30 protein-coding genes and 2 pseudogenes are annotated in these 26,961 nt (G+C 62.9%); 16 read left to right on the forward strand and 16 right to left on the reverse strand.

Annotation, left to right across the window (positions count from 1 at the left end):
- Window positions 1–54 precede the first annotated feature (54 nt).
- Complete coding sequence (locus ABIA30_RS04555) at window positions 55–630, reverse strand: zeta toxin family protein (RefSeq protein WP_370062471.1); 576 nt, start codon at window positions 628–630, stop codon at window positions 55–57.
- A gap of 8 nt (window positions 631–638) precedes the next feature.
- Window positions 639–1,028 (reverse strand): hypothetical protein, encoded by a 390-nt coding sequence (locus ABIA30_RS04560; RefSeq protein WP_370062473.1) that lies wholly within the window; start codon window positions 1,026–1,028, stop codon window positions 639–641.
- A 102-nt stretch (window positions 1,029–1,130) separates the two neighbouring features.
- On the opposite strand from ABIA30_RS04560, the gene ABIA30_RS04565 reads away from it, so the two are divergent.
- On the forward strand, window positions 1,131–1,802 hold the full coding sequence (locus tag ABIA30_RS04565) for a class I SAM-dependent methyltransferase (protein WP_370062475.1): 672 nt from the start codon (window positions 1,131–1,133) through the stop codon (window positions 1,800–1,802).
- 341 nt (window positions 1,803–2,143) lie between these two features.
- On the opposite strand, the gene ABIA30_RS04570 is transcribed toward ABIA30_RS04565, so the two are convergent.
- Complete coding sequence (locus ABIA30_RS04570; protein ID WP_370062477.1) at window positions 2,144–2,647, reverse strand: DinB family protein; 504 nt, start codon at window positions 2,645–2,647, stop codon at window positions 2,144–2,146.
- A gap of 200 nt (window positions 2,648–2,847) precedes the next feature.
- On the opposite strand from ABIA30_RS04570, the gene ABIA30_RS04575 reads away from it, so the two are divergent.
- Entirely contained in the window at window positions 2,848–3,717 is an 870-nt protein-coding gene (locus ABIA30_RS04575) for a bifunctional 5,10-methylenetetrahydrofolate dehydrogenase/5,10-methenyltetrahydrofolate cyclohydrolase (RefSeq protein ID WP_370062479.1), read from the forward strand.
- A 3-nt stretch (window positions 3,718–3,720) separates the two neighbouring features.
- On the opposite strand, the gene ABIA30_RS04580 is transcribed toward ABIA30_RS04575, so the two are convergent.
- The 4 genes from ABIA30_RS04580 to ABIA30_RS04595 form a co-directional block, all read right to left on the reverse strand.
- On the reverse strand, window positions 3,721–4,308 hold the full coding sequence (locus ABIA30_RS04580; RefSeq protein ID WP_370062481.1) for an isoprenylcysteine carboxylmethyltransferase family protein: 588 nt from the start codon (window positions 4,306–4,308) through the stop codon (window positions 3,721–3,723).
- Between the two features lie 296 nt (window positions 4,309–4,604).
- Complete coding sequence (locus ABIA30_RS04585) at window positions 4,605–4,958, reverse strand: VOC family protein (RefSeq protein WP_370062483.1); 354 nt, start codon at window positions 4,956–4,958, stop codon at window positions 4,605–4,607.
- A gap of 151 nt (window positions 4,959–5,109) precedes the next feature.
- The gene (locus ABIA30_RS04590; protein WP_370062485.1) at window positions 5,110–5,637 is read right to left on the reverse strand and encodes a DinB family protein; all 528 of its coding nucleotides are present in this window, start codon (window positions 5,635–5,637) and stop codon (window positions 5,110–5,112) included.
- A 64-nt stretch (window positions 5,638–5,701) separates the two neighbouring features.
- Complete coding sequence (locus ABIA30_RS04595; RefSeq protein ID WP_370062487.1) at window positions 5,702–6,571, reverse strand: class I SAM-dependent methyltransferase; 870 nt, start codon at window positions 6,569–6,571, stop codon at window positions 5,702–5,704.
- Between the two features lie 196 nt (window positions 6,572–6,767).
- Here ABIA30_RS04595 and ABIA30_RS04600 point away from each other — a divergent pair, with 196 nt between their 5' ends.
- Together ABIA30_RS04600 and ABIA30_RS04605 are read left to right on the forward strand one after the other, a co-directional pair.
- A complete protein-coding gene (locus tag ABIA30_RS04600) occupies window positions 6,768–7,475 on the forward strand; it encodes a dienelactone hydrolase family protein (protein WP_370062489.1) in 708 nt (235 codons plus the stop codon).
- A gap of 47 nt (window positions 7,476–7,522) precedes the next feature.
- A complete protein-coding gene (locus ABIA30_RS04605; protein WP_370062491.1) occupies window positions 7,523–8,893 on the forward strand; it encodes a cytochrome P450 in 1,371 nt (456 codons plus the stop codon).
- A 188-nt stretch (window positions 8,894–9,081) separates the two neighbouring features.
- Here the strand turns inward: ABIA30_RS04605 and ABIA30_RS04610 are convergent.
- Window positions 9,082–9,357 (reverse strand): annotated as a pseudogene (locus tag ABIA30_RS04610) (cytochrome P450); the annotation flags it as partial.
- 290 nt (window positions 9,358–9,647) lie between these two features.
- Window positions 9,648–10,280, reverse strand: a complete 633-nt coding sequence (locus ABIA30_RS04615) for a TetR/AcrR family transcriptional regulator (protein WP_370062493.1) — start codon at window positions 10,278–10,280, stop codon at window positions 9,648–9,650.
- Between the two features lie 482 nt (window positions 10,281–10,762).
- Here ABIA30_RS04615 and ABIA30_RS04620 point away from each other — a divergent pair, with 482 nt between their 5' ends.
- Entirely contained in the window at window positions 10,763–13,243 is a 2,481-nt protein-coding gene (locus ABIA30_RS04620; RefSeq protein ID WP_370062495.1) for a glycogen/starch/alpha-glucan phosphorylase, read from the forward strand.
- A gap of 103 nt (window positions 13,244–13,346) precedes the next feature.
- Here ABIA30_RS04620 and ABIA30_RS04625 read toward each other — a convergent pair whose 3' ends face one another.
- Entirely contained in the window at window positions 13,347–14,207 is an 861-nt protein-coding gene (locus ABIA30_RS04625; protein WP_370062497.1) for an LLM class F420-dependent oxidoreductase, read from the reverse strand.
- Between the two features lie 1,166 nt (window positions 14,208–15,373).
- On the opposite strand from ABIA30_RS04625, the pseudogene ABIA30_RS04630 reads away from it, so the two are divergent.
- From ABIA30_RS04630 to ABIA30_RS04660, 7 genes and pseudogenes are all read left to right on the forward strand, one after another.
- Window positions 15,374–15,599: pseudogene (locus tag ABIA30_RS04630) on the forward strand (IS256 family transposase); the annotation flags it as partial.
- 250 nt (window positions 15,600–15,849) lie between these two features.
- The gene (locus ABIA30_RS04635) at window positions 15,850–16,146 is read left to right on the forward strand and encodes a putative quinol monooxygenase (protein ID WP_370062499.1); all 297 of its coding nucleotides are present in this window, start codon (window positions 15,850–15,852) and stop codon (window positions 16,144–16,146) included.
- Between the two features lie 205 nt (window positions 16,147–16,351).
- Window positions 16,352–16,561, forward strand: a complete 210-nt coding sequence (locus ABIA30_RS04640) for a hypothetical protein (protein ID WP_370062501.1) — start codon at window positions 16,352–16,354, stop codon at window positions 16,559–16,561.
- A gap of 292 nt (window positions 16,562–16,853) precedes the next feature.
- Entirely contained in the window at window positions 16,854–17,405 is a 552-nt protein-coding gene (locus tag ABIA30_RS04645; protein WP_370062503.1) for a YaeQ family protein, read from the forward strand.
- Between the two features lie 39 nt (window positions 17,406–17,444).
- The gene (locus ABIA30_RS04650) at window positions 17,445–17,582 is read left to right on the forward strand and encodes a hypothetical protein (RefSeq protein ID WP_370062505.1); all 138 of its coding nucleotides are present in this window, start codon (window positions 17,445–17,447) and stop codon (window positions 17,580–17,582) included.
- 189 nt (window positions 17,583–17,771) lie between these two features.
- Entirely contained in the window at window positions 17,772–18,581 is an 810-nt protein-coding gene (locus tag ABIA30_RS04655) for an LLM class F420-dependent oxidoreductase (protein ID WP_370062507.1), read from the forward strand.
- 124 nt (window positions 18,582–18,705) lie between these two features.
- Window positions 18,706–19,302 (forward strand): class I SAM-dependent methyltransferase, encoded by a 597-nt coding sequence (locus ABIA30_RS04660; protein ID WP_370062509.1) that lies wholly within the window; start codon window positions 18,706–18,708, stop codon window positions 19,300–19,302.
- 7 nt (window positions 19,303–19,309) lie between these two features.
- On the opposite strand, the gene ABIA30_RS04665 is transcribed toward ABIA30_RS04660, so the two are convergent.
- Window positions 19,310–19,906, reverse strand: a complete 597-nt coding sequence (locus tag ABIA30_RS04665) for a TetR/AcrR family transcriptional regulator (protein WP_370062511.1) — start codon at window positions 19,904–19,906, stop codon at window positions 19,310–19,312.
- A 70-nt stretch (window positions 19,907–19,976) separates the two neighbouring features.
- Here ABIA30_RS04665 and ABIA30_RS04670 point away from each other — a divergent pair, with 70 nt between their 5' ends.
- The gene (locus tag ABIA30_RS04670; RefSeq protein WP_370062513.1) at window positions 19,977–20,822 is read left to right on the forward strand and encodes an alpha/beta hydrolase; all 846 of its coding nucleotides are present in this window, start codon (window positions 19,977–19,979) and stop codon (window positions 20,820–20,822) included.
- A gap of 87 nt (window positions 20,823–20,909) precedes the next feature.
- On the opposite strand, the gene ABIA30_RS04675 is transcribed toward ABIA30_RS04670, so the two are convergent.
- The 3 genes from ABIA30_RS04675 to ABIA30_RS04685 form a co-directional block, all read right to left on the reverse strand.
- A complete protein-coding gene (locus ABIA30_RS04675; protein ID WP_370062515.1) occupies window positions 20,910–21,182 on the reverse strand; it encodes a hypothetical protein in 273 nt (90 codons plus the stop codon).
- A gap of 413 nt (window positions 21,183–21,595) precedes the next feature.
- Window positions 21,596–22,366 (reverse strand): phytanoyl-CoA dioxygenase family protein, encoded by a 771-nt coding sequence (locus ABIA30_RS04680; protein WP_370062517.1) that lies wholly within the window; start codon window positions 22,364–22,366, stop codon window positions 21,596–21,598.
- On the reverse strand, window positions 22,363–23,298 hold the full coding sequence (locus ABIA30_RS04685) for a hypothetical protein (protein WP_370062519.1): 936 nt from the start codon (window positions 23,296–23,298) through the stop codon (window positions 22,363–22,365). The genes ABIA30_RS04680 and ABIA30_RS04685 overlap by 4 nt, the downstream gene beginning before the upstream one ends.
- A gap of 108 nt (window positions 23,299–23,406) precedes the next feature.
- On the opposite strand from ABIA30_RS04685, the gene ABIA30_RS04690 reads away from it, so the two are divergent.
- Window positions 23,407–24,000 carry a TetR/AcrR family transcriptional regulator gene (locus ABIA30_RS04690; protein WP_370062521.1) on the forward strand — a complete coding sequence of 198 codons (594 nt, stop codon included), beginning with the start codon at window positions 23,407–23,409 and terminating at the stop codon, window positions 23,998–24,000.
- A gap of 150 nt (window positions 24,001–24,150) precedes the next feature.
- On the opposite strand, the gene ABIA30_RS04695 is transcribed toward ABIA30_RS04690, so the two are convergent.
- Window positions 24,151–24,897 (reverse strand): SGNH/GDSL hydrolase family protein, encoded by a 747-nt coding sequence (locus tag ABIA30_RS04695; protein ID WP_370062523.1) that lies wholly within the window; start codon window positions 24,895–24,897, stop codon window positions 24,151–24,153.
- Window positions 24,894–25,010 carry a hypothetical protein gene (locus ABIA30_RS04700; protein ID WP_370062524.1) on the reverse strand — a complete coding sequence of 39 codons (117 nt, stop codon included), beginning with the start codon at window positions 25,008–25,010 and terminating at the stop codon, window positions 24,894–24,896. Before ABIA30_RS04700 ends, ABIA30_RS04695 begins: the two co-directional genes overlap by 4 nt.
- Before the next feature lie 441 nt (window positions 25,011–25,451).
- Between ABIA30_RS04700 and ABIA30_RS04705 the strand changes: the two genes are divergently transcribed.
- Window positions 25,452–26,105 (forward strand): TetR/AcrR family transcriptional regulator, encoded by a 654-nt coding sequence (locus ABIA30_RS04705; protein ID WP_370062526.1) that lies wholly within the window; start codon window positions 25,452–25,454, stop codon window positions 26,103–26,105.
- The gene (locus tag ABIA30_RS04710) at window positions 26,098–26,946 is read left to right on the forward strand and encodes a metal-dependent hydrolase (RefSeq protein ID WP_370062528.1); all 849 of its coding nucleotides are present in this window, start codon (window positions 26,098–26,100) and stop codon (window positions 26,944–26,946) included. Before ABIA30_RS04705 ends, ABIA30_RS04710 begins: the two co-directional genes overlap by 8 nt.
- Window positions 26,947–26,961: the final 15 nt, after the last annotated feature.

Below are 26,961 nucleotides of genomic sequence, written 5' to 3' on the forward strand. Positions count from 1 at the left end.
GCCACGTGGGTGATTCCTTCGCCAGACGTCGTAGCCGGTGCGACATCGGGCGGGTTACGCCCACCTAGTGCGCAGCGTTTCGGGCGCCCAGGTGGGCCAGGCCGTTGCGCCGATGACCAGCCCGCCGCTCAGTTGCGCCACGATCCGCGGACCGCGGCGGCCGGAGTTGTCGTAAACCGTTGTGCTGTCGGCGGATTCGATGGCGGTGGCCACCACCGTCCACAGCCTGCGGTGCCGTTCGCGGATCTTGCCCTCGGGCACGTCGTGGCCGCCGGCGGCTACCCGGTGCCGCACACGCTGCACGGCCAGGTCCTCGGGGATCAGCACCACATGCAACACCACGGTGTAACCGGCGCGGCGGGCCGAGGCGATCAGGTCGAGCTTGGAGGGGTGGGAGAACACCGTCTCGGCGATGAAGGAGCGGCCCTGCTCGATGAGGGTGTCGCGGGTGGCCGCGGCGATCCGCGCCGCCTCGTAGGCATGCCCCAACGGGTCGGCGGGCCAGCGCTGTTTGGCGATCTCGTCGGCGTTGACGAACACGCTGCCTGGCAGCAGCGGGGCCAGGGTCAGAGCGACGAACGTCGATTTGCCGGCGCCGTTGGGTCCGACGACCAGGTCGAGCCGTTTCACCGATCCGGTCAGCGCTGCTCAGGCAGCACGGTGGCGGTGCCGTCGGGTCGGTATTGCACAATCTGGCCGTCCGCGTCGAGCGCCACGGTGGTGATCCCGCGGGCGGCGAGCACTTCGCCGTAGTCGGTGCGGGCCAGGTTTTCCTCGATCGCCGCGGCGATCTCGGCGTTGAACACCACCCCTTCCTCGGTGCTCAGGGCTCCGACGTCGAGCCGGCCGGCCAGGGCGGCTTCGACGCGGCGGCGCGAGGCGGTGTGTTGCGTGGATACGGCCCGGCCCACCCGGGCCCAGTGGTCGAGTTGTTGTTTCGCCGAGCGGCTCTGCCGCACGCCTTCGGCGGCCGCGGCATCGAACAGGTCGGCGGCGACCCGGGTCACCCGATCGGCAACTTCGGACATCACACACCTCCGTGTAGCAGATTGCTACCAGTGTAGCGGATTGATACGAAAGTCTGCCGTTGACGCTGCCGCAAGTTCTTGGCGGAGGTTACGCTCTGGATCATGAGCGAAGTGATGGATTGGGATCGGGCGTATCAAGGCGAATTGTTCCTGGGCCCGCCGCCGTGGAATATCGGCGCGCCACAGCCGGAAATCCTGACATTGATCGACGCGGGCAAGATCCATAGCCCGGTCTTGGACGCCGGTTGCGGTGTCGGCGATGTCGCGTTGGCGCTCGGCGAACACGGATTCGACGTCGTCGGCGTGGACATCTCCGGCATTGCGATCGAGGCCGCCACGGCGGCCGCGGCAGAGCGCGGACTGACGGCCGTCCGATTCCTTCAGGGAGACGTGCGGCGCCTCAACGAGTTGGGGTTGACCGAGCAATTCCAGACAATCATCGACTGCACGCTTTTTCACTCCCTGCCGGTCGACGCCCGCGACGACTATCTGCGCGGTGCTCACGACCTCGCGGCGACCGGTGCCACGCTGTACCTCCTGGTATTCACCACAGAAGCCCTGCCACCGGATTCACCGTTTCCGATCCCGAACCTAGTGACAGAGGCCGAGGTCTCTGCGGCGGTCGCGAAGCACTGGACCAACGTGACGCTGCAGCCGGCTGTTGTGGCGGTCAAGCCGCCCGAGTTCCCGGGACAGCCGGAGCGCAATTTCCCGACAGACGACCTAGGCCTGGCGCGACTGCCGGCGCTACTACTCACCGCTCGAAAGGCGTAACCACCCGAGGATTCCGTCGCGTCCCGGTTCGGCAATCGCCTGCGCAACCGACACATCTAGGAGCGTCGCCGACGGCGCCGACCAATTCGGCGACCGACGGGCAACACGCAATGACGTTCCCGGCCACGCCACACCCGCACTATCTGCGATTGCGAAGTGCCTCTGAGGCCGTTCTGCCAACAGAGGTCTCACCATGTGCACTTTCTGGGTGCGCTACGTAAATCGCGGTGCACGCGTGTACGACGTGAATGCGAGTCGATACCCCGCCCGATGCTTTTGTGGCCACCGACGCGCGCACCCGGCCGAGCGCCTGGCGTCCTGAACATGGCGTTCGCCAGCTGCTATTGGCTGGTGGCAAGTATCTGTTCGGCCAGGATGTCGGCGTGACCGGCATGTCGGGCGAGTTCGGCGATCATCCCGAGGTAGATGAACCGAAGGTTCACGGTGCCCACCAGCCGATGGTCCGCAGTGTCGTCCAGTTGGTATCGCGCGGCGATTTCGTTCGACCGTGCCCGTGCGGCAGCGTATTCGGCGAGCACATCGGCCAGAGCCTCGTCGTCGCTGACGTGGAAGCTCGGGTCGCCACCAGTTGCCGCATAACCGTCGCAGTCCTCGACCTTCATACCGGCGAGCGTTCTTTGGAACCAGATGCGTTCGGCCGCCGCGCAATGCTTGATCAGGGAGATCGGCGTGGTCAGCGACGGCACCAGCTTCTGACGGACCTGGATCTCTGACAGCTGCTCGACAGCCCGGACAAGCTCGTCGCGGTTGAGTTCGAGGGTGTTCTCCAGCAGCTCACGTTCGTTTCCCGTAAACGGGCGGCCGGGGTCGAGCGCTGCGGTCATGGTGAACTCCTTTGTGTCAGTAGTACTCCGGCGCCACCCGGAGCGGTGATCGATGACGGCTTCGCGATCACGGGGACAGCGGCGATGGTCGGCGAGTCGCCAGGATGACAAAGTCGCGACTGGCGCAGGTGGGGCACCACCGGGAAGCAGAACTGGGAAGCATCGAACGCCTGGGTGCTCCTCACGTGTGAGGAGCTGCTGTGAGCGCGACGCTAATAGATGGCGCTGCCGTTGCCAAGACAATCTTTTCCGATACCGCTGAGCGAGCCACGCGTTTCGAACGCGCCCACGGGCGCAAACCGCTGCTGGCGACGGTCCTGGTCGGCAACGACCCGGCCTCTGAAACCTACGTGCGCATGAAGGTCAACCGCTGCCGATCGACCGGCCTGGCTTCCCGTCAGCACCGGCTCCCGGCTACGGCCACCACCGACGATGCAGTACGACTCGTTGCCATGCTGTCCGCTGATGACACCGTCGATGGCATCCTCGTGCAGCACCCAATGCCCGCTGAGGTCGACGAGCGTCGGGTGTTCGAAATGATCACGCCGGCCAAGGATGTCGATGGCGTCACTGCGGCATCTTTTGCTGCAATGGCCTTAGGTATCAAGGGATTTACATCCTGCACCCCGGGCGGCATCATGCGCTTGCTCGATGCCCACAATGTCGATCCCACTGGCCAACGTGCCGTCGTCATCGGCCGCAGCTCCATCCTGGGCAAGCCAGTCGGAATGCTGCTGCTGGCCAGGGATGCCACTGTCACGTACTGCCATTCCAAAACGCAAGACCTCGCCGCCACCATAGGCGAGGCGGATATTCTCATCGCCGCGGTTGGCCGACCTGAACTCATCAAAGGCGACTGGATCAAACCCGGCGCGGTTGTCATCGATGCGGGCTACAACCCGGGAAACGTCGGCGACGTGGAATACACCACAGCCGCTCAACGCGCCCGACTCATCACACCCGTGCCCGGCGGTGTCGGCCCCACCACGATCGCCGTGCTCCTTGCTCAAACCGTCGACGCGGCAGAGGCTAGATTCACCTCAAATGTACGGCCAGTTGGTCCACGATAGTGCTCACCAGACATGGGGAATGAGCATCTTCGTTCGTTCGAGGTAAGCGCCGTAGTCCGGCAGATTTCGTTGCAGGAGAAGCTCTTCGGCGACTATGCGTCGCCGGTAGACACGCCCCATCAGTGCTGTGACCAGGACTGCCGCCGGTGCGCTGCGAGAAGTCAGCGCCAAGCCGGTCCATACCAGGAGTGCGCCGGCATATCCGGGGTGGCGGATCAGTCGATACGGGCCTGTGTCGACGACAGTCTGGTCCTCGATGGTGCGCAAGGTCCGACTGTAGAAACTGCCCAGTGTGTTCATGGACCACACACGCAGAGCGAATCCACAGGCCTGCAAGACCAACCCGGCGGCGGCGGCCGTCGATGGCATGCGGGCCAGCGGGAGTCGAGATAGCAGCAAGGGCAGGCCGTAGGCGGCGCCGGATGAGGCTAACAGCGCGCGGGTCGTGCCCCTGTCGTCGTCTGACGCGTTCAAGCTGGCCGCAGTTCCGGGTCGGCGTAAGACCATCTCTTGAACGAAAAATCCTGCAGCACCAATGTATCCGGCCAGAAGCCATCTAGCGCTGTGGGTCGAATCAAACACTGCCCGCATCGTCGCCTCCGCTCATTTCATTGCATTTGCAAAATGTATTGGGCGCTGAACGACAGTCACCCGGCGGCCCCGCGCCACGCTAATTCCGAAGACCGAGCGCACGAGCGAGGTCCGGAGGCGCGGCGAGGAATCTCCGCCACAACGTCACAGTGCCACAGCGGCTGGTCGAATTTAGGACGAACACAATCCTCCGCAACTGGAGTGCAGACTGATCGAGGTCATTGCTGTTTCGTTTCTAGAGATCTGAGATCGATCAGATTCTGTCTCCTGACGAGTCGACGGTGGCCAGAAGCGCATCAGTATTGGACTCGGAAGCCGCCAATGAGTCGGATCGTGTTTCCGTCAGGGTCCACAATCGTTGACAACCGCACACCCTTATTGGCCTCGACGACCGCACCCGGCTCAAGAGCGCGCTGTTTCAGCTCATCGATATAGGCAGCCAGATCCTCGACAGCGAAGTTGACCAACGTCGAGCCAGCACGTTGATCGTCGATGAAGACCTGTACCCATCCTCCCGTAACCAACTGCCATTCAACAAGATTCGGCATCGGATTGTTATCGGCGGCTCGCCCGAACAGCGATTCGTACCAGCGTTGACTCCTCTCCAAGTCGGCCACAGGAATAACCGCCAAGACATGCTCGATCGACATGGACACATCCCTTCAATTAGGTCTGCAAGGAGAGACCTGCCAGTCGGGCAAAACTCATCGCGGACGACCCGCCGCCGGACTGCTCACCAGCCGTCAGTCTCAGATCTAGAGATTTGGGAGCGATCAGTTCCGGTCTCGAATTCGCGGGTGGCTACCGTGGTGCGGGTTCATCCCGCTGAGCAGTGACTTGGCGACGAATGTCGAGCAGGTGGTGTTGGACATCGTGGACTGTATGGACAGCGAGCCATCGCAACGACCGTTCGTGAATCTCGGGGTAGTTGTAGACCACTGTGCGGTCCCAATCGTCAGCAGCTAGGCGCACGAGGACATTACCGAATAGCATTGCAGCGTCAGCGAGTTGGCGCGCCACAGCCGTAGGTTCCTGCCCTGCGTAGCCGTCGTGTTCGACGCGTTCTTCACGACCCATAGGCGGACAGTCTGCCCCGTTAACCCGCCGCGCCGATAGCACTCGCTCGCGCTGGACCAGCAGCACGTCGCGCATATGGCATCCGTACTCAAGTGGCGACCACACTTCGGGCTGTGTGCGTGATCGCACGTCAACGTCCTCAGCAAGCAAGATCGCGACGACCTCTGCAATCTGTTCCCGTATGTCGTGCCCGGCCGTCGAGGCCTGGCGGAGGTCGTAGATGAAATTGCATTCGGCACAGGGATCCGTCATCGCGCCATCATTTCAGGGTCACCTGCCGATCAAGCGGAAAAAGGGTTACCCGCCGCCGCATCGACTAACTGCGGTGACCCCATGCAGAAATCAGGGAGGCAGTGGTCATCACCGTAGATGGATGGTTCCAAATAGCTTGCGCGGCAGCGTGATCGGCCTCCGTGAAAATGCCGGCGGAGATCATGAACGGTCCCGCTGCCTCGAGCGTCTGTCGCTCAAATTCGAACGCGGGCTCTCCGGGGAGCGCAACGGAAGTGAAAACATGACCACCTTCGACCGATACCCCGACCGTCGTCAGCATGCCTGGCAGACTGCGTCCGAGATACGGGTTCGATAACCGCCGGGCTGCAAGCGCCGCGAACATTTCATTGCACTTATCGGTGAGCCACGCCGCATCCGGATGACCACCGAATGCGTAGAGGCCATAGTCGGCCTCTTCAACAAGTAACAGGCCGCCAGGCTTCAACGCCGTGGCCATGCGTTGCAAAGCATCACGCGGATCGGGAACATGAATCAGGACCGTCCGACAATGAACCAGGTCATACAAACCGCACTCCGGTGTGTCAGTGCGAATATCGAGCGTACGAACCTCGACGTTCTCGGGCATATCCGTCAGATACCGGCAGTCGATATCCGATGCCACCACGTGCCCCTCGGGCCCTACCTGGCCGGCCAGCCAACGCGCGATCGAGCCGCGGCCGGAGCCCACTTCTAGACACTGCGAGCCGGACGCAACGCCCAAATCCACGAGTCGCCCGATCGTCAACGGGTCGGCTCGCTGTTCAATCAGCCGAAGCCGAATGTCCTCCACTTCCATGGCTGCATCGGTGAAGATGTAGTTCGGCTCACGCACGGATTTCGCCCCTGCGGAGCCGTCCGCCGAGGAGAAGATCCTCAGTGCTGCACTGGCTGGCTGGACCCCTTGCGCGGACATAGCGGCGCCTGCACCACCCTTCGACCACACGGCTGTATCGCCGCAGAATATAGCTATACCGCAGACCGATATGAAACTAATCTACGCGTTAAATACGGTTATCTCGATAATGGAGGAGCCTCAGTCAATGACGTCCCGGCAATCATCGGCCAACCAGACCACCGCCCACCTGCTGCCGTAGCCGCGATAGCCGACAATGCCGAAAATCACCTACGTCAACGACTTCGACGAGCAGGTTCCCACCTACCTCGCGGTCCCCTCCAGAAGCGGCCCCTGGCCTGGCGCTGTGGTCGTCCAAGACGTCCTGGGCATGACCGCCGACCTGCGCAGAACAACAGACCGGCTCGCCGAAAACGGCTACCTCGCCCTGGCCCCCGACCTCTATGGCCGCGGCCCGAAGATCACCTGCATGATCAGCACCATCAAAGCCGCCGCGGTCGGCCGTGGCAGCGCCCACGGCGCCCTGATCGCCGCCCGTGATCACCTGCTCGCCGACGAACGCTGCACCGGCAAAGTGGGACTGGTGGGCTTCTGCATGGGCGCGCAATTCGTAGTCCAACTCTCACCGGGCGGATTGTTCGATGCCAGCTCGCCGAATTACGGCGTTCTGCCGCGCGATCTCGAACCGCTGAAAGATTCGTGCCCTGTGGTGGCCAGCTTCGGAGCCAAAGACCGGCTCGTGGGCCGCGGTAGCGCGGCCAGGCTTGAATCAGCCCTGGCCAGCGGTGATGTGCCGCGGGATATCAAGGAATACCCCAACGTCGGTCAGAGCTTCATGAACGATTGGCAATTGCCCCCGGCGATGCGCATGATCGAACGTGCTGTCGGCCTGTCGTACTTCGCCGAGGAATCCGAAGACGCCTGGAAGCGCATGATCAACTTCCTCGAAGCACACCTGTCTTAACTCCGCCAGCTGGCCGTCACCTGCGACAGAAGGGCACATTCCGCGCCATGACCGACCTCGACGACTCCCTGCCCGACGTCAACCTCTTGCCACTGGTTCCCATGAACCCGCTGCCAGTGGGGGAGCGGATGAAGTGGGCCCGCGAATACCACCACGGTCAAGTCGCACTTCGCGAAGCCGGCGGCCCCGTCACCCGCGTCGGGCTCGGACCGAAATGGCTCGGCCCCAGCATCGTGTTCGTCATGTCACCCGCGGGGGCTCGGGATGCACTGGCGCGCAACAACGACGCATGTGACCGCACGTTGGTCCATCAGGAAATGCAGCGGCTGCTCGGCGACAACCTGGCGGACCTACCGAACCTGCCCTGGCTCTCACGCAAGAGGACTCTGCAACCCGTCTTCACGCGCCACCAGGTCGCCGCGTTCGGAGCCCACATGGCCGAAGCGGCCGACACGATCAGCCAAAACTGGCCCGATGGCGGTCAGATAGACCTCGACGCCGAGGCGCGTCGGCTCACGATGAGAGTGCTGGGACGCTCCGTACTCGGACTGGACCTCGACGATCGTGCCGAAGGCCTGGCCGAACCACTCAACACCGCCCTGGCCTACGTCGCCGACCGCGGCATGCGACCCTTCCGCGCACCCTGGTGGCTGCCCACCCCGGCGCGGCGCCGCGCGCGGGCCGCCACCGCAACGTTGCGCCAGCTCGCTGCCGAAGTCCTCGCATCCTGCCGGGCCGACCCCACCCGTGACGCGCCCTTGGTTCAAGCACTGATCGCCGCCACCGACCCCGAAACCGGTCGCGCCCTGTCGGACCTCGACATCTGCAACGACCTCATCGCGTTCATGGTCGCCGGCCACGACACCACCGCCACCACCATCGCCTACGCGCTGTGGGCCTTAGGCCGTCACCCCGACGTCCAGACCAAAGTCGCTCAGGAAGTCCGTGCCGTCGGCGACCACGACCTCACCCACGAGGACGTGCCCAAACTCGAATACACCGTCCAAGTCCTGCGCGAAGCCCTGCGACTGTGCCCACCGGTCGTCGTTGCCGGACGCACCGCCTTGCGCGACATCGCCGTCGACGGATACAAGATCGAAGCCGGCAGCATGGTCCTCGTCGGCGTCTTCGGCATGCATCGCGACCCAGCGCTGTGGACCGACCCCCTCGAGTTCAACCCCGACCGATTCACCCCGGAGAACATCGCCAGCAGGGACCGCTGGCAATACGTGCCCTTCGGCGCCGGGCCAAGAACCTGCATCGGCGATCACTTCGCGATGCTCGAAGCCACGCTTGCTCTGGCGACCATTGTCCGCGACATCGACATCGAATCCGTGGAGCCCGACTTCCCGCTCGCGGTCCCGTTCACCATGGTCGCCGGCGCGCCGATCCCCGCGATTACACGCCGTCGGCCCTGAGCAGGCCTGCTCTCGGTGTCGATGTACCAGCGGTAGCTGTACCACCGGAACCACGCCAGGTAGCAGTCCATGCACAGCTGGAACGGCCGAGGAAAGAACGGGCATGGTTCACGCCCGGGGGTGCGCAGTGTCGCCGGGTCATGCCCGGTGAAGCGGCGTCTGGCCGGGTTGGCGCATCGTGGGGTGACTTAGCGCAGTTTGATTCTGGCGGGGATGGGGCCACCGGCGACCAGGGTGAAGGGTGCGGCCAGCGGGTAGTCGTCGTCGAGCGAGTCGATCTCGGCCAGGCCGACGATAGCCGCCAGGGCGAGGGTGGCCTCGAGCATCGCGAAATGGTCGCCTATGCACCCGCGGGGTCCGCCGCCGAAGGGGACGTACTGCCAGCGGTCACGGCCTTTGGCGGCGTCCTCGGTGAAGCGGGACACCGCGTCGCGGATTCCTTGTGGTGAGGTCACCACGACCATCGGCGGCAGGAGCCATTTCGGTGCCAGGGTGAAGCGGGTTACCGGGCCGCCGGCATCGCGCAGGATGTCGTTCCGGTGTGGAAGCTGCGGACGGCGGCCAGGCGCTCTCTGCGTGGCAATGGGTTCAGTGGCGGTAGGGGCAGTGACGCGATGTCTCGGTTCTCAGATTGATCGTTCACGCTGCATTCTTCCCCCGGGACCGGTAGCGCCGATGGTGAAGGGCCATAGGCGCCGAGCGATGACCCCTCGTGCATCGCTCGGCGCCTGGTGGCCCGTGTGGTCTGTTTCTTCTAGAGGGCCTCGGGTGTGGCTTTTTCGTTGAGTTGACCGTGGCGGATGAGGTCGGCGAAGGCTTTTTCCCAGCGGTGTATTTGCGTTGGTGTGGTGAACGGTTCGGGGAGGAACTGGCCGATGTGCTCGGCGAGGATGAATGTTCCGACGCGCAGGATCACGGGGTTGAGGGCGCCCCAGACTCGATCGAGGTCGGGGGCGAGCATGCCTTCGGCGGCGAAGGTGTCACCTTGGGTGCAGGACAGTTCGTAGAGCCAGCGGAACATGACGTGTCCGACTTCGCCGCCGTCGGCGAGGGAGCGGCTGATGTACTTCATGAGGTGGGGCGCTGAGGTGACCATGGAGACAAAGCGGCGGCCGGCTTCGGTCAGTGGGTCGCGCTCGGGTAGCGGGGTGGCTTCCAGCATGGCGCTGACCTGCTTGAGCACGTGTTGGCCGGTGGCGTCGAGCAGGTCTTTTTTCGTCTTGAAATAGTGCTGCACCAGCCCGGTGGACACGCCTGCGGCATCGCCGACCTTTTTGAAGGTGGTGCCGTCGTCTCCGTGGGCGGCAACAACCCGCGTCGAAGCTTCGAGGATCTTGTCGATGCTCGTCAGCTCAGGCTCGGTCTTTTGGTACAGCGTTGTCGCCATGCAGCCAGACAATACATTTAACTCATGCCACAATACAATCGTATTGCGGCAGTACGGGCATCGTGGATCGCGTGGCAGAGGTATTGCCGCGCTTGCGCTGAGACGCCAACACCTCACCTGGGACGTCGCAGGCAACCCACGAACGGTCAGCGGTACCGCTCTAGTGGAATGTTGGCGTTCGTCGCGGCCACCCGGGCCCGCCGTCAGCTTGATCGCGGTGGCTTGTCGTGGACCGACGACTAAAAATGTCCAACCCGCGAACTGATGCTCGGGACGGAAACCCTTACCTGTTTGAGCGCCAACTTGCGACTGGTACCTCCACGACGACTACAACATTCGTGGCGGCGGGGTAGACGACGCCTACGCGCAATACTCCTGGTAGGCAACCATGGTGAATGAAGCGAAGCCTGCAGGTCGAACATCTGTGAGGCCCGTAACTTGTTGGACGCGCATTAGGAACCGGTTGCTGCGAGACTGCCGCTATGACTGATCTGGTCGGGCCCGCGTCCGCTTACGAACACAGCCGTACGGGGCTGTCCGCTGATGCATTGCGCCGGGCGATCGTCGACCACGTCCGCTATTCGATCGGACGGCCCTCCGCGGCATTGCGACCTGGGCATTACTACCGGGCGCTGGCGCTGGCGGTGCGGGATCGCATGCAGGACAACCGGGTGGCTTCCACGCAGACCTCGCTGGATCTGGGCAAGAAGGTCACCTGTTACCTGTCGGCGGAGTTCTTGATGGGCCCTCAGCTGGGCGCGAACCTGCTCAACCTGCAGATCGAGGAGGCGGCCCGCGCCGCGCTGGCCGAACTCGGCCAGGACTTCGACGAGGTTCTGTCTTGTGAGGAGGAGCCCGGCCTGGGCAATGGCGGTCTGGGCCGTCTGGCGGCCTGCTACCTGGACTCGCTGGCCACCCTGGAGCGCCCGGCGATCGGCTACGGCATCCGCTATGAGTTCGGCATCTTCGACCAGGAGATCCACGACGGCTGGCAGGTGGAGAAGACCGACAACTGGCTGGACAGCGGAAACCCCTGGGAGATCGCCAAACCCGATGTCTACTACTTGGTGAACTGGGAGGGTCACACCGAGCACTACACCGATGACGCCGGTACTGCCAGGATCCGCTGGGTGCCGGGCCGGGTGATCAAGGGCGTCGCCTACGACACTCCGATTCAGGGCTACGGGGTCAAGACCTGCAATGTGTTGACGCTGTGGAGCGCGCGGGCCGTGCGGTCGTTTGCGCTGGATGCCTTTCACACCGGCGACTACTACAAGGCCGTGGAAGAGGAAGTCACTTCCGAGACCGTCACCAAGGTGCTCTACCCCAATGATGAGCCCGACGCAGGCAAGCGACTGCGGCTGCTGCAGCAGTTCTTCTTCGTCTCCTGCTCGCTGCAGCATGTCGTGCACATCATGGACGACCTCGCCGACGCGTCACTGCACGATCTCCCCGAACGGTTTGCGTTGCAGCTCAACGATACCCACCCCTCGATCGGGGTCGCCGAGCTGATGCGAATCCTGGTCGACGAACGGCGGATGGACTGGAACGCGGCCTGGGGGATCACGGTAGCCACCTTCGGCTACACCAACCACACGTTGCTACCCGAGGCGTTGGAGAAGTGGTCGCTGGAACTGTTCGGTCAGTGCCTGCCGCGACATCTGGAGATCATCTATGAGATCAACAGCCGTTTCCTCGACGAGGTTCGCGCGAAGTTCCCCGGCGACGACGATCGGGTGCGCCGGATGTCGATCATCGGTGAGGACGGCGGCAAGACCGTCAAGATGGCGTACCTGGCCACCGTTGGCAGCCACGCCATCAACGGTGTCGCGGCGCTGCACTCCGAACTACTCATGGACAGCGTCCTGAAGGATTTCTACGAGATGTGGCCGGAACGCTTCTCGAACAAGACGAACGGGGTCACCCCGCGCCGCTTCCTGGCGTTATCCAACCCAGGTCTGCGCGCCCTGATCGACCGGTCCATCGGGGACGGCTGGCTGACCCACCTGGACCGGCTACGCGGCTTGGAGGCTTTCATCGAAGATCCGGCGTTCCGGCAGGAGTGGCGAAATGTCAAGCGCGCCAACAAGGCCCGGCTCGCTGAGCTGGTGTACACCCAGACCGGGGTGGAGCTGGACCCGTCCTGGCTATTCGACATCCAAGTCAAGCGCATCCACGAGTACAAACGTCAGCACCTCAACGTGCTCAACATCATCACCCAGTACCTCCGGGTCAAGCAGAACCCCGGCCTGGAGCTGGCGCCGCGGGCCTACGTGTTCGGTGGCAAGGCCGCCCCGGGCTATTTCCTGGCCAAGCGGATCATCAAGCTGATCACCGCGGTCGGGGACATGGTCAACGTCGATCCCGCGGTCAACAAGTTCATGAAGGTGGTGTTCCTGCCGAACTTCAACGTGCAGAACGCGCACCTGATCTACCCGGCGGCCAACCTGTCCGAGCAGATCTCCACCGCCGGTAAAGAAGCCTCCGGCACCGGCAACATGAAGTTCATGCTCAACGGCGCCCTGACCATCGGCACCCTCGACGGCGCCAACGTCGAGATCCGCGAGGAGGCCGGGCCGGAGAACTTCTTCCTGTTCGGGTTGACGGTCGATGAGGTGGAAGCCCTGCAACGTGACGGCTACCGGCCTGCGGACTACATTGCGGCCAACCCTGAGCTGGCCGCCGTGCTGGACTTGATCTCCCACGGTCACTTCTCGCACGGCGACCCCGAGGTGTTCAAGCCGCTGGTAGACAACCTGCGCTATGACGACCCGTTCCTGGTGCTTGCCGACTACGCGTCGTATGTGCAGTGCCAGGACCGGGTGTCGGCGGCGTGGCTGGACCGCGACGCGTGGTCGCGGATGTCGATCCTCAACTGTGCTCGGGGCGGTAAGTTTTCGTCCGACCGGGCCATCGAGGAGTATTGCACCGATATCTGGGGTGTCGGGCCAGTCCACGTGTAGCTGCGACGACATTTCGTTAGCTGACATAGCTCAGATATCGCTGACCCAAACACGGTGCACGAGACCGCCAACAAGCTCGACGCCGCCGGGCGGCGGTGGAGTCCTACTGCAAGGCCGCCGCGATGCGTCGCCACTGCTCGCGCGGAAACCCCGAGAGGTCGGCGCTGAGCACCTGGACGCATACATGATCCGCTCCAGCGGCACGGTGCTCATTGATCCGACCCACCACTGCGTCCTCATCACCCCAGGCAATGAGCGCATCGAAAAGACGGTCACTGACATTAGTCACGTCCTCGGACGAGAAACCAGAACGCAGCACGCTGTTGGCGTAGTTCGGCATCGCGAGATAGCTACGCAACCAGTCGGTTCCGATTGCCCGTGCTTCATCTGAGCTCTCACAAAGGATTACCGTCTGCTCGGGCAGCAGCAGCGGACCCGCACCCAAGGCCTCCCTGGCCCGACGTGTGTGATCGGGCGTCACCAGGTAGGGATGGGCACCGCCGGCACGAGTCGATGCAAGTTCGAGCATCTTGGGTCCCAGGGCCGCCAGTACTCGTTGCCCCACTGGCACGGGAGACGTCGCCTCATCGAGCCCATCGAGAAACGCGCGCATCGCCGAAAGCGGCTTGCGATACCTGCCAGGCTCGGCAACATCGACGAATGGTGCGTGACTCACGCCAATGCCCAACAGGATTCGGTCACCGTGGGCCCCGGACAGTGTCGTGTACGCGGCGGCGGTTTCGGCCGGGGTATGCATCCAAAGGTTCAGAATGCCGGTAGCAATCACCGACCGCTGGGTCGACTCCAAGAGGTGGTTGAGCGAGTCGAAAACCGGACCACCGACATCGGGTATCCATAGCGCCGAGAAGCCAAGCTCTTCCAGCTCTGCGGCCGCTTCGGCGGCCGCCCCGGGATCGCCGTATCGCAGCTGCATACTCCACACGCCCACACCTGACAGTTTCATCGTGCCACCCGTCCATCTCGCACTGCTTGAGCAGTTCTGCGGTCCGTCGCAGATCGACGTGCCGAAATCAACCATTTCCCGAAAGCTGCGATGCGCGCCCAGAAGCTCTGTCCACCTAGATAATTGGCCCCGCAGGTTCGAGTTCGCCCGTCCAGAACGACCTGGTCTGCGCCCGCAGTACCTTTCGCCACCTCAGACCCGCGCTCTGCAGCGAAAACAGATGAAATGTCGGGTTCACCGTCGGCAACACAGAATCAGCGTGACATTTTTGGCATTTTTTGTAAAGGTCCGCAATGAAGTCGGTAGAGCTTCATTGCGGCAATCGTGCAATGGCGGTGAGGCGTGGCCAAGCGTCGAACAGAGGGCCCTCGACCGCGCCGGCCACGTTGCGGTACGACACGCGGCCCACGCGTCACGGCGTTCCTCGCGTGCGCCAGTGCGCGGTGTACGACGCGATCGTCAGCAGCATGATCGAGGGGACACACCTGATCGAGAGTCGGTGTTACGACTTATCGAATTCGCAGCGGGACGCATCGACGGCGACGAATACAGAAGGCAAGTCATGAACGCGTACACGCGCCAACGCAAGGACAACACCAACAAGCCATCCGACGACCCTGACCGTGGACCGTAGTTAGCAACCAGCCAACCAAGCGGGAGCCAAACCAAAAGCGCGAGAGGGCAATTCGATCTCGTTTGAACGTCCAGCCACACCCCGTGTCAATCGTCACGTGACGTATAACGGCGCCTAATCGCGGAGGCGGCAAGGTCATCAGCTCAATCGCCACGAGGAAATCTGGCAGTCTCAGATAGTTCTGGACGTCCGAACAGAGGCCATCCGACACTGTCAGATAGTCGTGGAATCGACCAGGTTTAGGCAGCCTGGCCAGCAATTGCATCAGAAAAACGTGCGCAGACGTGGGCCTACGCAACTCTCAAATGGATCTGGAAAACAGGGCAACTTCGGCAGCTCGCATTTCGTCGGGGATTGCTCTCAACGAATCCTGGATTGGACATCTAGATCGGACAGCCGGACACACCGCCTCTTCGCCCAGTTCAGCGCAACGCCGATAAGGGACATTATGTCAAGTAAACGATTGCATTTTCATCAGATGAATCACGCAGTGTTCGTGTGACTCTCACCTACCGCTTCGGCGAGGATTGGTGAGATCCTGGGCAAGATGGTGATGCAGAAGATGCTTGCCGGGCTCTCCACGCGGCGCTACCCGGTCGGGCTGGAGCCGGTCGGGGTGCAGGTCACCCAAACATCCTCGGCGACAACCAAGTCGGCGGCGTCGCGGCGGTTCGTGGCGATGACTGAAACCGCTCTGGCCGAGTTGCTCACGGCGGAGCTGTCCGGGCTGGAATCTGGTCGCGTTGATGATCGACGGGCGTCAACGGTCACCTGCACCTACCGACCCTGCGTGCCGCGCTCGAACGCGAGACCGCCAAATCTGTCGTACCCGTGGTGCACCATGGCGAGATGAACGCGGCCTGATGCTCACCGGGCCGCCACCGAAGTTCCAGGAACTCGGGACATCCTCTCGTCGCAGTGGGCGCTGTGATAGTGCGGCTCCTTCCCTTCACCCGGTCGATGGTGTGATGCTGGACCATGTCCACCACCTCGAACAGGAGACCCGACATGGCCACCAAGGCGCTGCTGGTCCGACTCGAAGCCAAACCTGGCAAGGAAGACGCTATCGAGGAATTCCTACGATCGGCGCTGCCACTCGTCGAGCAGGAGCCCGGCACGAAGCCATGGTTCGCGGTACGGTTCGGTCCCTCGACGTTCGGCATCATCGATGCATTCCCAGACCAGGCCGCCCGCGAAACACATCTCAATGGGCCGGTCGGCAAGGCCCTCGGCGAACGCGCCGACGAACTGTTCGCTGCTCCGCCCGAAATCAGCTACCTCGACGTGCTCGCCAACAAGCTCTGAACCACCGACTGGAAAAGCCTGCCTGCCCGCTGGACCTCTCCCGCGCTACCCCTCAATCGATTGGACATTCCGCATCGGTGCGAATACGGCGGGTACGCCGTTTTCGACGTCAGATTGACTTGATCAAAGCGCCTCGACGCCAGTGATTTATGGCGCATCTAACCAGGTTCGTACGACCTGCCCGTTTGCGCCTTAGGCTCACGGCGTGCACAACCTGACCCTGGCCAGCGCCGCGTCAACGGCGGCGATGACGGTGGGGCTGGCGACCTATGCAGCGTTGATCTTCGCCGGCATCGCGGTGGCGATCTACGACGTACGCCGGGAGCGACGGGGCCGGGCAATCGTCGCCGCGGTGATGGTCGGGGCGCTGACCCTGGGCGGGCTGGTTATCGCGATCGTCAGCAGTGTCGCTTGAACCGTCACAACGCGGCGGGCGTAAACACCGGATGGTTGGCGGCGTCCGGCAACTCCCGGAAGCCGGTCGCGACCTAGCCAGCAGTCAGCGCCTCTCCCCTGCCGCGTTCCTCCCGAATCGCTGCTTCATATCGTGACGGATACGGCGGGATCGAATATGGCGGGTTACCAGTAAACGTCGCCGTTTTCATCTGATGAATTATCACTCGCCCTGTTGCCCGGCCGGCGCGGCCGCCTGACCAGTCGAAGCGGCCTGACTACTCGGGAAACACCACCAGGGTGGACACTATGACGTGGCCCTTTCTGCAACAGTATTCAAAGTCGAACTTGGCGTCTCCGATGTCGATCACGGTTACTACGCCGATCACGCGCTGACCGTGGCCCGTCATCCCAGTGAGACCGATGAGCGGATGGTGGTGCGGTTGTTGGCTTTTGGGCTTCGCGCACACCGACTCAGCGACGTCGACGGTGAGTTGGCGTTCGGGGCAGGTCTGTCCACCCCTGGTGTACCGGACTTGCGGCTCGCCGACTACACCGGCCGGATCCTGGAGTGGATCACCGTCGGCCAGCCCGACGAACGCGCCTTGGGCAAGGCGGCCAGCCAGGCCGACCAGGTGCTGCTCTTCCCGTTCGCCGCCGGCGTGTCCACCTGGTGGCGCACCGTCGGCCCCAAAGTGGCGGGGCTGCCAAACCTGTCGGTGGTGCAGATACCGCACGCATCGGTGCGGCAACTGGCCCAGACTGTCGATCGACGGGTCTCGGCGCAGGTGATGGTGATGGAAGGTCAGGTGACGATGACCGTGGGCGCTGTCGACGTCACCTTCACGCCCGAGCCATTGGAGTGAACGCCTGAGCCCGAGGTGCTAGTCGATGGCGCTAGCGCCATGGACGCTGTCGTCGTCGTTGTCGGGCGGGGCCTGGCCGGAATGGTCGCCGCCATCGAGCTCGAAGAGCGGGCAAGACTGCCCATGCCCGGACTCAGCAGCACGCTCGGCGACGGCACCGGGCCACGCTTTTCTTGAGCTGACCCGGGATGGATTATGCAGAAATCAAATATTCAGAGTTACCAGTAACCCGCATCAGGCTGAAACCCGTTGCGTCTCTTCGGTGTTGTGCGAACGCTCTACCGACATCGAACTGCCGATCCGGAATAAAACCCGACCCGGTGAACTTGGCTCAATAGTCGCCCGTTCCCCGACCCAGGAGCATCCATGACCCGTCCTGTCCGCGTCGCCGTGCAGATCCAGCCCGGCGGCACGCCCGATTACCCCACGTGGCGCGACGCCGTCCTGGCCGCTGACGACCTCGGTGTCGACGTAATCTTCGGCTACGACCACTTCCACCGCCCGGCGATGGAAGCCATCGTCGATGGCAAGCCCGTCCTCTCGGACGACCAGCCCGACGTCGCCAACTTTGAGGGCTGGACAGCGCTCGCGTCATGGGGCGAGATCACCTCCCACGCCGAGATCGGACTCCTCGTCACCGGCGTCGGTTACCGCAACGCGGATCTGCTCGCCGACATGGCGCGCACCGTCGACCACATCAGCGGCGGCCGGCTCATTCTCGGCCTCGGTGCAGGGTGGTACGAAAAGGACTACACCACTTACGGTTACGACTTCGGCACCTTCGGCTCTCGCTTCGATCTGTTCGACGAGAGCCTGATCCGCATCGAAGACCGGCTCGCCGCACTGATTCCGCCTCCCGTGCGCAAGCTACCGATCCTCATCGGCGGCACGGGGCCCAAGCGCTCGCTGCCCGCCGTTGCCAGGCACGCCGACATCTGGCACGCGTTCCAGGACCTCGATGCGTTCCGCAAGTCCAGCGACCGCGTCGACGAGCTAGCAGCGACGTTCGGCCGCAACGGCGCCGATATCGAACGCTCGACGCTCTGGGAGAACGCCCGAAGCGCCGACGCCTTCCGCGAAACAGGCGTCACGCTGTTCCAGACCGAACTCACCTCCGACGACGGTTACGACCTCACATCTCTCAAGCAGGTGGTCGCATGGCGGGACAACGGGTGATCCACGACCAAAAACGTGCGCTTCACGGCGCCATCGGCCAGATGACCGCGCCACGCCCACGGTCGTCGCCCTTCCCGCAGGGAACCGCCCACAACCGCCAGAAGTAAGGGTACCCTTACTCTGCATGACGACCACCAAAGCCGACGACCTGCTGCGCGTTCTCCGCGGGATTGTCGGCAACTTTCCATATCCGCATCAAGCCGCGTTCTTCCTCGACAATCCGGTACGCCGGATGCTGGAGAACCCGGCCGACGCCATCGAAGCGATCGGATTGACCGGCCACGAGCGGGTCCTTGAACTCGGGCCGGGCCCTGGATTCTTCAGCGTAGAGATCGCCCGGCGGCTCACTGACGGACACCTAGATCTGTTCGATCTGCAACCGGAGATGCTCGGCAAGGCACAGCGGAAGCTGGCGCGGGCCGGCTACCCCGACATCGGTACTCATGCCGGAGACGCCGGCGCTCCCCTGCCCTTCAACGACGCCAGCTTCGACGTCGCGTTTCTGGCTGAGGTGATCGGCGAGGTGCCCGATAAAGCAGCCTGCCTCGGCTCGCTCAAGCGCGTCCTCAAACCCGGTGGGCTGCTGATATTCCACGAGGAATTCCCCGACCCAGACCGGCTGAGCGTCGCCGAGTTACGAGACTTGGCCGAACCTGCCGGTTTCACATTCGTCGATGTCACGGGCAATCGATGGCGGGACACTGTGCGCTTCCGCGCCTAGCGGTTGCTCAAGGCCCCGGACATGCGCGAGGGGCGCATCGGCCCTTGCGCATGCACAGGAGCAAGGCGACCGCGCCCTCCGAGTGGACTGCTGGAGTCAGAACTTCTTGCAAGAGCAGGCCACGAATCGCCGCAATGGCGACGGTGGCCATGCTCAGCGCTTCCTTGGTGTCGTGCCCTTCGCGTTCCGCGAGCGAGGCCAGCATCGTGGTCAGGTCACCGAGCGAGTCGATGAACTCACGAAAGTCCCCTGGGCGGTACGCGGCGAGTCCTACGACGTGAAAGAAGCCGCGGACACGCGACAACTGCTCCGGGCGGGCGTAGGCCCGCCAGATCGCCACGACGAGGTCGTCAAAGGTGCCCTGCTGGGCGATCTTGAAAAGCACCTCGTTGTCACGAGATCGCTGCACGGTAAGCATGGCGGCCAAGACGCCGGAGAGTGACCCGAAGTGATATCGCAGAAGGGCGTGGCTGGTCTCGATCCGGGCAGCGATCTCACGGAGCGAGACCTCCGGTGCAGGAAGGCTCCCATCGAAGGCGTCGAGAAGCCGAGTAAGGAGACGCTCGCGAGCATCACCCTTTCGTTCCGTGCTTGACAGGATCACGCCCGCAGTTTATCCATTGGAAAAGAATGATTGCAGGCAAACGGCGGAGGGAAGACCTGCGATGGGCGCCATGTGGCAAGGCTGTCTCGCTGACACCGACTACTTCGAGATCCGTTCCAGCGGTGGGCATGACTACGGCGTCTGGGTTACCACCCCACCGGGCTACGACCGCGCCACGACGCAAGCGCCTGTCGTATATGTGCTCGATGGCAACTGGGCCGTGGGCATGACGGCTCCGCTCATCGTCACCCAGATGGACCCCATGCAACGGATCCAGCCCTACATCCAAGTCAGCGTCGGCTACGCGGGCGAGGAAGCACAGGACTGGGATCGGCTGCGCAACAGAGACTTAGTGCCACCCGGCGAGCCGATCGCCAAGGAACTCGTCGATGCCGTGGAGATCGGATTGCAAGCGGGCGCGAGGACACGCGAGGAAGCCGACGCCTACCTCGCCGAACTACGCGACACCCACGCCGATGTATTCCTGAGCTTCCTAACCGCGGAACTGCACCCGCGGATCGCTCGCGACTACGGCACAGCCGCGAGCGGTCACGGCCTATTCGGCTATTCCTACGGCGGACTGTTCAGCCTCTACGCGTGGCTCACCGGCAGCACCCTCTTCGAGAGCATCGGAGCGGGCAGCCCCGGCGTCGTCTCTGAAGACAGTCAGGTCTTCGCCCAGCTCCAAGAGATGGGTGACAGCCGGCCTGCCGGCAAGCTTCACGTGACCTTCAACGACCGAGAGCTTCTCGGAGAACTGGCCATCTACCAAATCCTCGCGAAGAACACGGCCACCGTCCTTCACCGCCTCACCTCACGCAGCGGAGCGGTCACCAGCGAGGTCCTCCGCGAAACGCACGTGACTGGCCTGCAGGCCTCGTTCCTGAGTTACCTCAGAACCTGCCGTCCCCGGTAAGCCATCCCGTCTTCATGCCGCGCATGCCGACTGACTCCGCTCCGGCGCAACACCTTTGGCCCAGGTAGAACTAGCCGGCCCGTGCGGCTAGACGCACCACTGGCCCAGGCAGACGGCACCTGGCGGCTGCCAGCCACCGTTCCAGCCGGCCGGCCCCCAGGGACCTTCGTTCGGGTTCCAGCCGCCTCCATCCCAGCCATGGTCGTGATGCCCCCAACCTGGTCCCCCAGGGCCCCAGGCCGGGACCGGACCCGTTGCCGGGCCGGGTGCCGCCGCAGCCGTACCCGCACCGACGCCAACCGCTGCCGCCGCCAACCCACCGGCAATCGCCATGGCGGCCATCATTTTGCGTGCTCTCATGTCGAAAACTCCCTTTCGCGTGCCCGGCACGCTTCTGTTGTCGTCAAAACCGGCCACTCTTTGCGGCGGTGAAGCGTCAGCCTCTGCGACTGCCCCACGTCCCAACTGAGCAACTGTGGTCCAGTTTGATTAGCTAGTTTAATTACCAGCTATGTGCGACCTCTGAATTACCTATACAGCGCACAGCGATACGTCACCGATCCCAGCCTGAGGCACGGCCCACTACGGACGCGACGGCAGCTTGCCTTCTACGCCGAGGATACGACGGAATCGAATACGGCGATCACGAGGAAAAGTCGACCTATTGCGAATTGCACTGCTGCCAAACATCATTCAGCAGACGTGTCTGTTACCGAGCACACCGTCGCTTTATTTCCCTGCGCGACAGGATATGCCAATGTTCGCTGGTGCGATCAGTGGGCCGTGGGCTCAACCAGACGACGAGGATCGCGCCCATCGACGTAGCCGATGAAGGGCGGGTAAAGTCCGTAACCGAGCATGGCCTGTACACGTGGCGAGTACTGGCCGGCGACCTCAGGAGGCACGGCCAGCGTCATCGTCTCGATCGGTCGTACCCACGGCTCGCAGAACTGCGTCGTGATGCCCAACCGGGTCGTGTCACCGAGGTTGGCACCGCCACGGTGATAGGTGGTGCCCAGAAATACCACGACCGAGCCGGCGCTCATTTCGATCTTGCGAATTCGCGGGTCGGACTCGGCAGGAGTCTCGCCTCCCCAAAGATGGCTACCCGGAAGGATCTCGGTGGCACCGTTCGCGGATGTGAAGTCGTCCAGCGCCCACACGGCAGACACACCAAGGTGCTGTCGCGGGCGTGGCAGGGCGCAATGCCCGTCGTCTGGATGAAGCATTTGCGCCGTCTCCCCCGGATGGACATTTATCGCAATGTGCGCCGAGAGTAGGTACGCCGGGCGCAGGAGCTGATCCAGCAATGCCGCCAAATGACGATGTGTCGCGAGAACGGCAGTCGACGGAGCTTTGGCGAGTAATGCGTAGACCCGTTGGGACCGCAGGCCCTCGAAGTCGTTGCGGCCGAATGGTGCCGACATCAGCAACGGTGCCATCTCGGCGCGAATGAGGTCCACTTCACGGGCGCCCAGTACCTCCTGAAGCACGACGTACCCCTCGGCGCGGAGCTGCGCCAGCGAGGAACTCGCCGTAGTCATCGGGAACCGTGCACCGATGCCTTGAGCGTCGCGCTGGAACCGTTCTGCTCCAACATGATTGCCACAAAGCGGTACAGGGCCAACAGCGAGATGAACCCGAACATGAAAAGAATGACGCTGCCGACGGACTGGTTCACCGGGTTGAGGAACAGCGCGAAGGCGTAGGACCCGATGACCACGATGGGCGCAGCGTCAACCCAGCTGAGTCGGCGGGTCGCAGACCAGGCGAGCGCATCCTTTCCCAGTACGGGGATGAGCACGAATGAGATGACAAGGGTGACGACGAAGCCCCAGACCGTCCACCCCAACGGCAGCGCCGGATCGCCGAAGAAGGAGTCCTGCGGCGATAAGGCCTTGGATTTGCCGACCCACTCATACACACCGAACTTCGTGCAGAAACCGTTGGCAAGAAAGGCAATCCAGGCATGCAACATCCCGTAGAGCACGCAATGCCACACCACTTGCCACGGCCGCAACGTCCGCGGATTGACCACGATCTTTCCGTCGAGCACCACGTTGATGATCACGTAGACCGGCCACAGTAGTGCCGTCATCGCGACCGGAACGAGCAGGGGGACGCTTCCGATGTGGGGACCCAACATCGACAAGTGGCCATAGCGCAGATCGCCCCAGATGAACCCGCCGAAACTGATGTTGGCCTGCTCGAATGCCCACTCCACCATCGTCGCCATCACAAAGTACGCAGAGGCAAGTTTGACGCCCAGATGCTTGAGCATGTGCCCGAACACCGCTACCACAAGCGCCAGTGACGTGATGGTCTGCGGGACAAGCGGCAGCCCTGCGCCGCCAGTCTGGATCCCCGACCATGTGGTCATCACGACCCAGGTCACGCAGGCGATACCGAGGACCACATCGATCGGATTCGCCCGCCGGACTTGACTACTCGTGCCCTCGTCGGTGCTAGCGATCATTGACTCAGCCTTCCGATCATCGATCCACCGGGTACTGGCAGCTCGTTGAGCCGAACATTATTCTAGAATAAATTACTAGTCAACGTCCGACTCCGGTATGGTGCGGTGATGCCCACCGCCACGCAGACTGGCGCTCCGCGCCGGCGTGCCATCCTCGACGCAGCGCTGACGGTTTTTCTCAAGAACGGGGTGGCGGGTACCACCATCGAGGCTCTCCACCGCGAATCGGGGGCCAGCGTGGGCAGCATCTACCACTTCTTCGGCAGTAAAGAAGGTGTCGCTGCCGAGCTGTACATCGCCACACTCCGCGACTATTTCGACGCCTATCTCGTTGCCCTGCAGGGCAGTACGAGCGCACGCGGCGGGATCGAAGCGTCCGTGCGCACCCACCTGGAGTGGGTCGTGTCCAACGAGGCGCGGGCGCGCTATCTATTTCATTGCCGCGAATACGAGGTAATCGAGGAGTCTCGGAAGGCGATCTGCGTCCTCAATGAACAGTTCTACAGCGAGGCCAGCGCTTGGCTGCAACCGCACGTGCAGGGGCGCCGCATCAAACCCTTACCGCCCCGGTTGTGCCAAGCGCTCTGGATGGGACCCTGCGTCGAGTACGCCAGGCTGTGGCTTGCGCGGCCGACGGATTTCGACGTCCTCGGCGCAGCACCGGTCCTCGCCAGGTCGGCATGGAACGCTGTCAAGGTTTGATCGCACACGCCCACAGTTGTGCCGACACTGTTGATCCCACTGGCGTTACACCACAACGCAATTCATCCGCCGCGACTACCATCATCGGCCAATGCCATTGGGCTGACCGTTCAATGATTTTGTCGAAGTCCGGCACGACGACGTCGTAGATCAGGAATCCAAGAACTGCTGCACCGTCTCGGTGAGTACGCGGCCGCCGTTGGTGTTGAGGTGAATGCCGTCGATGTGAAATTGCCAACCGTTGCGTCGAGCGATCTCATCGAAGTTCTGCCGCAGGATCATTTCCCGAAACAGGTAGTCGCGGTAGAACGAGGCGAACGAGAAACGGGTGAATGGCTGTGTCGTCGCCGCACGTGAGAGTTGCTCCTGGAAGGCCTCATTGAACGGGATGTAGTCCGTGGACCCGATCACGGCGGCGTCGCGGATGATGCCGTTGTAGGTGTTGATGAGGTCGTTGAGCTGCGCCTGGATCGGCTGGCCCGAACTTGGATCTTCTCCGACCGGAGCAAGGGAAATCAGCCCGACTCGGGCGTGGGCCTCTGTCTGCAATCTGCGCACGATGATGGCGAGGTTCTCTTCGAACCGCGCGGGCGACGGTTCTTCGGTGATCCCCTTACTGACCCGTACGAATCGCCGGAAATTTGGAAAGACACTCGCCATGATGTCGTTCGTCCCGATGAGCACGATAACCCGGTCGGGCCGCAGTGCGATCACTCGGTCAAGGTGCCGAACGGTATTGAACGAAAGATCCCCGCCCACACCGAGGTTGACGAATCGAAAGTGGCCATTTTCGGGCCGTTCTTCCAGCTCGTCAATCCATTTGTAAGTTCCTTTGGATGCGGTGGTACTCGAGCCGAGACAGGCCACCGTTTCAACGTCCCGCCGCGGATCAGTCATTGCGTGCGTCCGAGGATCTGACGCAGCACCCGGCAGAGGTCATTTTCCGGCGAGCGCGAAAGCTCGTCGGCGCGCCACGCGACGAAGTCGTCGGGGCGCGCCAGCAGCGTCACCGCTTTCGAGTTCCATGCACGTTCCCTACCGATACGAATTAGTTCCGTTTCATGCTATCCGTCGCCGCAATCGCTCGATTCACTTCAGCCGGGACGGCCTACAACGTCTCACTTCAGCCGGGACGGCCTACAGCGTCGAATCACGATCCACCGACGCCGCACAAATCCACTGCGAGCGCACCTCAAAGACGACAGCGACGTCAGGCTGGCCATCGCCACCGACCTGGGCTGCGAATTGCGTTTCGCCGCAACACTGGAACGCATCCTGCGCACCCTCAATATCGGCAACCCGCACAACGGCGCCGGCCTCATCGCGCGCGTCGCCACCAAAAACCGCCTCAAATCGGGGGGCTACTACTCGTCAGGAGACTACAGGCGGACCCGCCGTCGTCTTTTACAGGCAGGGTTGCCTGCCTGTTAAAAACGGTCTACTTTTGCGGCATGGTGTCAGCCAGAACCCGGACGCGACGCTCCGACGAACGGATTCGCATCCCTCGCGCCGAGCGCGTCGAGGCCATGCGGTTGCGGCTGCTGGAGGCCACCCTGTGGTGCATCGTCGACAAGGGCTACTCAGGCACCTCCACCAATGACGTCGTCCGTCGGGCCAAGGTGTCCCGTGGAGCACTAGCTCACCACTTTCCAACCAAGGCAGCACTGGTCAATGCGGCCGCCAGTCACTTGGTGGCCAAGCGCGCCCTAGATTTCGAGTCGCGGATGGCGCGACTCGACGCGGACAAGCGCACACCAACGGCTGCACTCGACATCTTGTGGTCGTTCTACGAACAACCCGAATGTCGGGCATTGATGGAACTGTCGATCGCAGCTCGGCATGACTCCGAACTGCGCGCATTGATGTCGACTTGGGACGACACATACATCGAGCTACTGCGCACGTCGGCAACAGAATTCGTCCCCGACATCGCCACCAGTCCGCACGCCAGTGTGCTCCTGCGCACCATCACCGCGCTCTACGACGGGCTCGGTCTATACGACATGACCCAGGCGGACCACCGCGACAAGGTCGCCGCGGTCCGCACTTTCTTTCTCGCAATGCTGACCCAACTGGAACCAACCTTCGGAGACACTCGTGACTGAAAACTCTAGTCAGCTCGTCCGTGCGCGGCGCATCCACTTCGACTATCCCGAAGGCGGCTTGCGTCGCCACTACGTCCAGGGCGACCTGGTGATGAGCCACATCGTCGCCTACCTGTCCGCTACCTTCCCCGAAGGCGAGGACTTCTTCGTCCGGTCGGTGCGCAACTACGCCGATCAGGTCACTCACCCGGTACTGAGGGAACAGGTGAAAGGCTTTATCGGACAGGAGGTGACGCATAGCCGCGAGCACGTAGCCCTCAACGAGCGGCTGCAACAGATGGGCTACCCCACCAGGTTCAACGACCGGCTTACCGGACAGTCGCTGCGACGGGACGAACGTATATTCTCGCCGATCACGTGCCTGGCCATAACAGCCGCGCTTGAACACTTCACCGCCGTGTTCGCCGAAACGCTACTTGGAGACGAGGACGCGCGAGCCCTGCTGGGGTCCACCGAGGTGCGAAAGATGTTGTTATGGCATGCCTATGAGGAATCCGAGCATCGCGCAGTCGCCTTCGACGTGTACCGGGCCGTCGGTGGCACCGAGCGACGCCGCATCTGGACCATGCGAATGATCACGTTTACCTTCTTCGGCAGCGTCGTGCTGTTCACCACGCTGTCACTGCTGACAGACCCGGCCACCTACAACCCGGTGCGGCTGATTCGTAGCCTCTGGGCCCTGCGCCGTTCACCGTTCACCAAACGGTCCGTGCGCCAACGATTTCGGCAGTACAACAAGGTGGGGTTCCACCCGAATGACGTGGACAACACCGCCCTGCTCGAACGCTGGAAGCCTGAGCTATTCGGCGCGGACGGACAACTCGCCGCCAACATGACCTGACCGCGAACGGATCGC

The organism is Mycobacterium sp. MAA66 (assembly GCF_041261665.1).
Taxonomy (GTDB): Bacteria; Actinomycetota; Actinomycetes; order Mycobacteriales; family Mycobacteriaceae; genus Mycobacterium.

Excerpts from the sequence above, each read along its gene's own strand:
- ABIA30_RS04560 (WP_370062473.1), bottom strand. The coding sequence starts at position 1,028 with ATGTCCGAAGTTGCCGATCGGGTGACCCGGGTCGCCGCCGACCTGTTC.
- ABIA30_RS04565 (WP_370062475.1), top strand. The coding sequence starts at position 1,131 with ATGAGCGAAGTGATGGATTGGGATCGGGCGTATCAAGGCGAATTGTTC.
- ABIA30_RS04570 (WP_370062477.1), bottom strand. The coding sequence starts at position 2,647 with ATGACCGCAGCGCTCGACCCCGGCCGCCCGTTTACGGGAAACGAACGT.
- ABIA30_RS04580 (WP_370062481.1), bottom strand. The coding sequence starts at position 4,308 with ATGCGGGCAGTGTTTGATTCGACCCACAGCGCTAGATGGCTTCTGGCC.
- ABIA30_RS04585 (WP_370062483.1), bottom strand. The coding sequence starts at position 4,958 with ATGTCGATCGAGCATGTCTTGGCGGTTATTCCTGTGGCCGACTTGGAG.
- ABIA30_RS04590 (WP_370062485.1), bottom strand. The coding sequence starts at position 5,637 with ATGACGGATCCCTGTGCCGAATGCAATTTCATCTACGACCTCCGCCAG.
- ABIA30_RS04595 (WP_370062487.1), bottom strand. The coding sequence starts at position 6,571 with ATGTCCGCGCAAGGGGTCCAGCCAGCCAGTGCAGCACTGAGGATCTTC.
- ABIA30_RS04600 (WP_370062489.1), top strand. The coding sequence starts at position 6,768 with ATGCCGAAAATCACCTACGTCAACGACTTCGACGAGCAGGTTCCCACC.
- ABIA30_RS04605 (WP_370062491.1), top strand. The coding sequence starts at position 7,523 with ATGACCGACCTCGACGACTCCCTGCCCGACGTCAACCTCTTGCCACTG.
- ABIA30_RS04615 (WP_370062493.1), bottom strand. The coding sequence starts at position 10,280 with ATGGCGACAACGCTGTACCAAAAGACCGAGCCTGAGCTGACGAGCATC.
- ABIA30_RS04620 (WP_370062495.1), top strand. The coding sequence starts at position 10,763 with ATGACTGATCTGGTCGGGCCCGCGTCCGCTTACGAACACAGCCGTACG.
- ABIA30_RS04625 (WP_370062497.1), bottom strand. The coding sequence starts at position 14,207 with ATGAAACTGTCAGGTGTGGGCGTGTGGAGTATGCAGCTGCGATACGGC.
- ABIA30_RS04635 (WP_370062499.1), top strand. The coding sequence starts at position 15,850 with ATGGCCACCAAGGCGCTGCTGGTCCGACTCGAAGCCAAACCTGGCAAG.
- ABIA30_RS04650 (WP_370062505.1), top strand. The coding sequence starts at position 17,445 with ATGGACGCTGTCGTCGTCGTTGTCGGGCGGGGCCTGGCCGGAATGGTC.
- ABIA30_RS04655 (WP_370062507.1), top strand. The coding sequence starts at position 17,772 with ATGACCCGTCCTGTCCGCGTCGCCGTGCAGATCCAGCCCGGCGGCACG.
- ABIA30_RS04660 (WP_370062509.1), top strand. The coding sequence starts at position 18,706 with ATGACGACCACCAAAGCCGACGACCTGCTGCGCGTTCTCCGCGGGATT.
- ABIA30_RS04670 (WP_370062513.1), top strand. The coding sequence starts at position 19,977 with ATGTGGCAAGGCTGTCTCGCTGACACCGACTACTTCGAGATCCGTTCC.
- ABIA30_RS04675 (WP_370062515.1), bottom strand. The coding sequence starts at position 21,182 with ATGAGAGCACGCAAAATGATGGCCGCCATGGCGATTGCCGGTGGGTTG.
- ABIA30_RS04680 (WP_370062517.1), bottom strand. The coding sequence starts at position 22,366 with ATGACTACGGCGAGTTCCTCGCTGGCGCAGCTCCGCGCCGAGGGGTAC.
- ABIA30_RS04685 (WP_370062519.1), bottom strand. The coding sequence starts at position 23,298 with ATGATCGCTAGCACCGACGAGGGCACGAGTAGTCAAGTCCGGCGGGCG.
- ABIA30_RS04690 (WP_370062521.1), top strand. The coding sequence starts at position 23,407 with ATGCCCACCGCCACGCAGACTGGCGCTCCGCGCCGGCGTGCCATCCTC.
- ABIA30_RS04695 (WP_370062523.1), bottom strand. The coding sequence starts at position 24,897 with ATGACTGATCCGCGGCGGGACGTTGAAACGGTGGCCTGTCTCGGCTCG.
- ABIA30_RS04705 (WP_370062526.1), top strand. The coding sequence starts at position 25,452 with ATGGTGTCAGCCAGAACCCGGACGCGACGCTCCGACGAACGGATTCGC.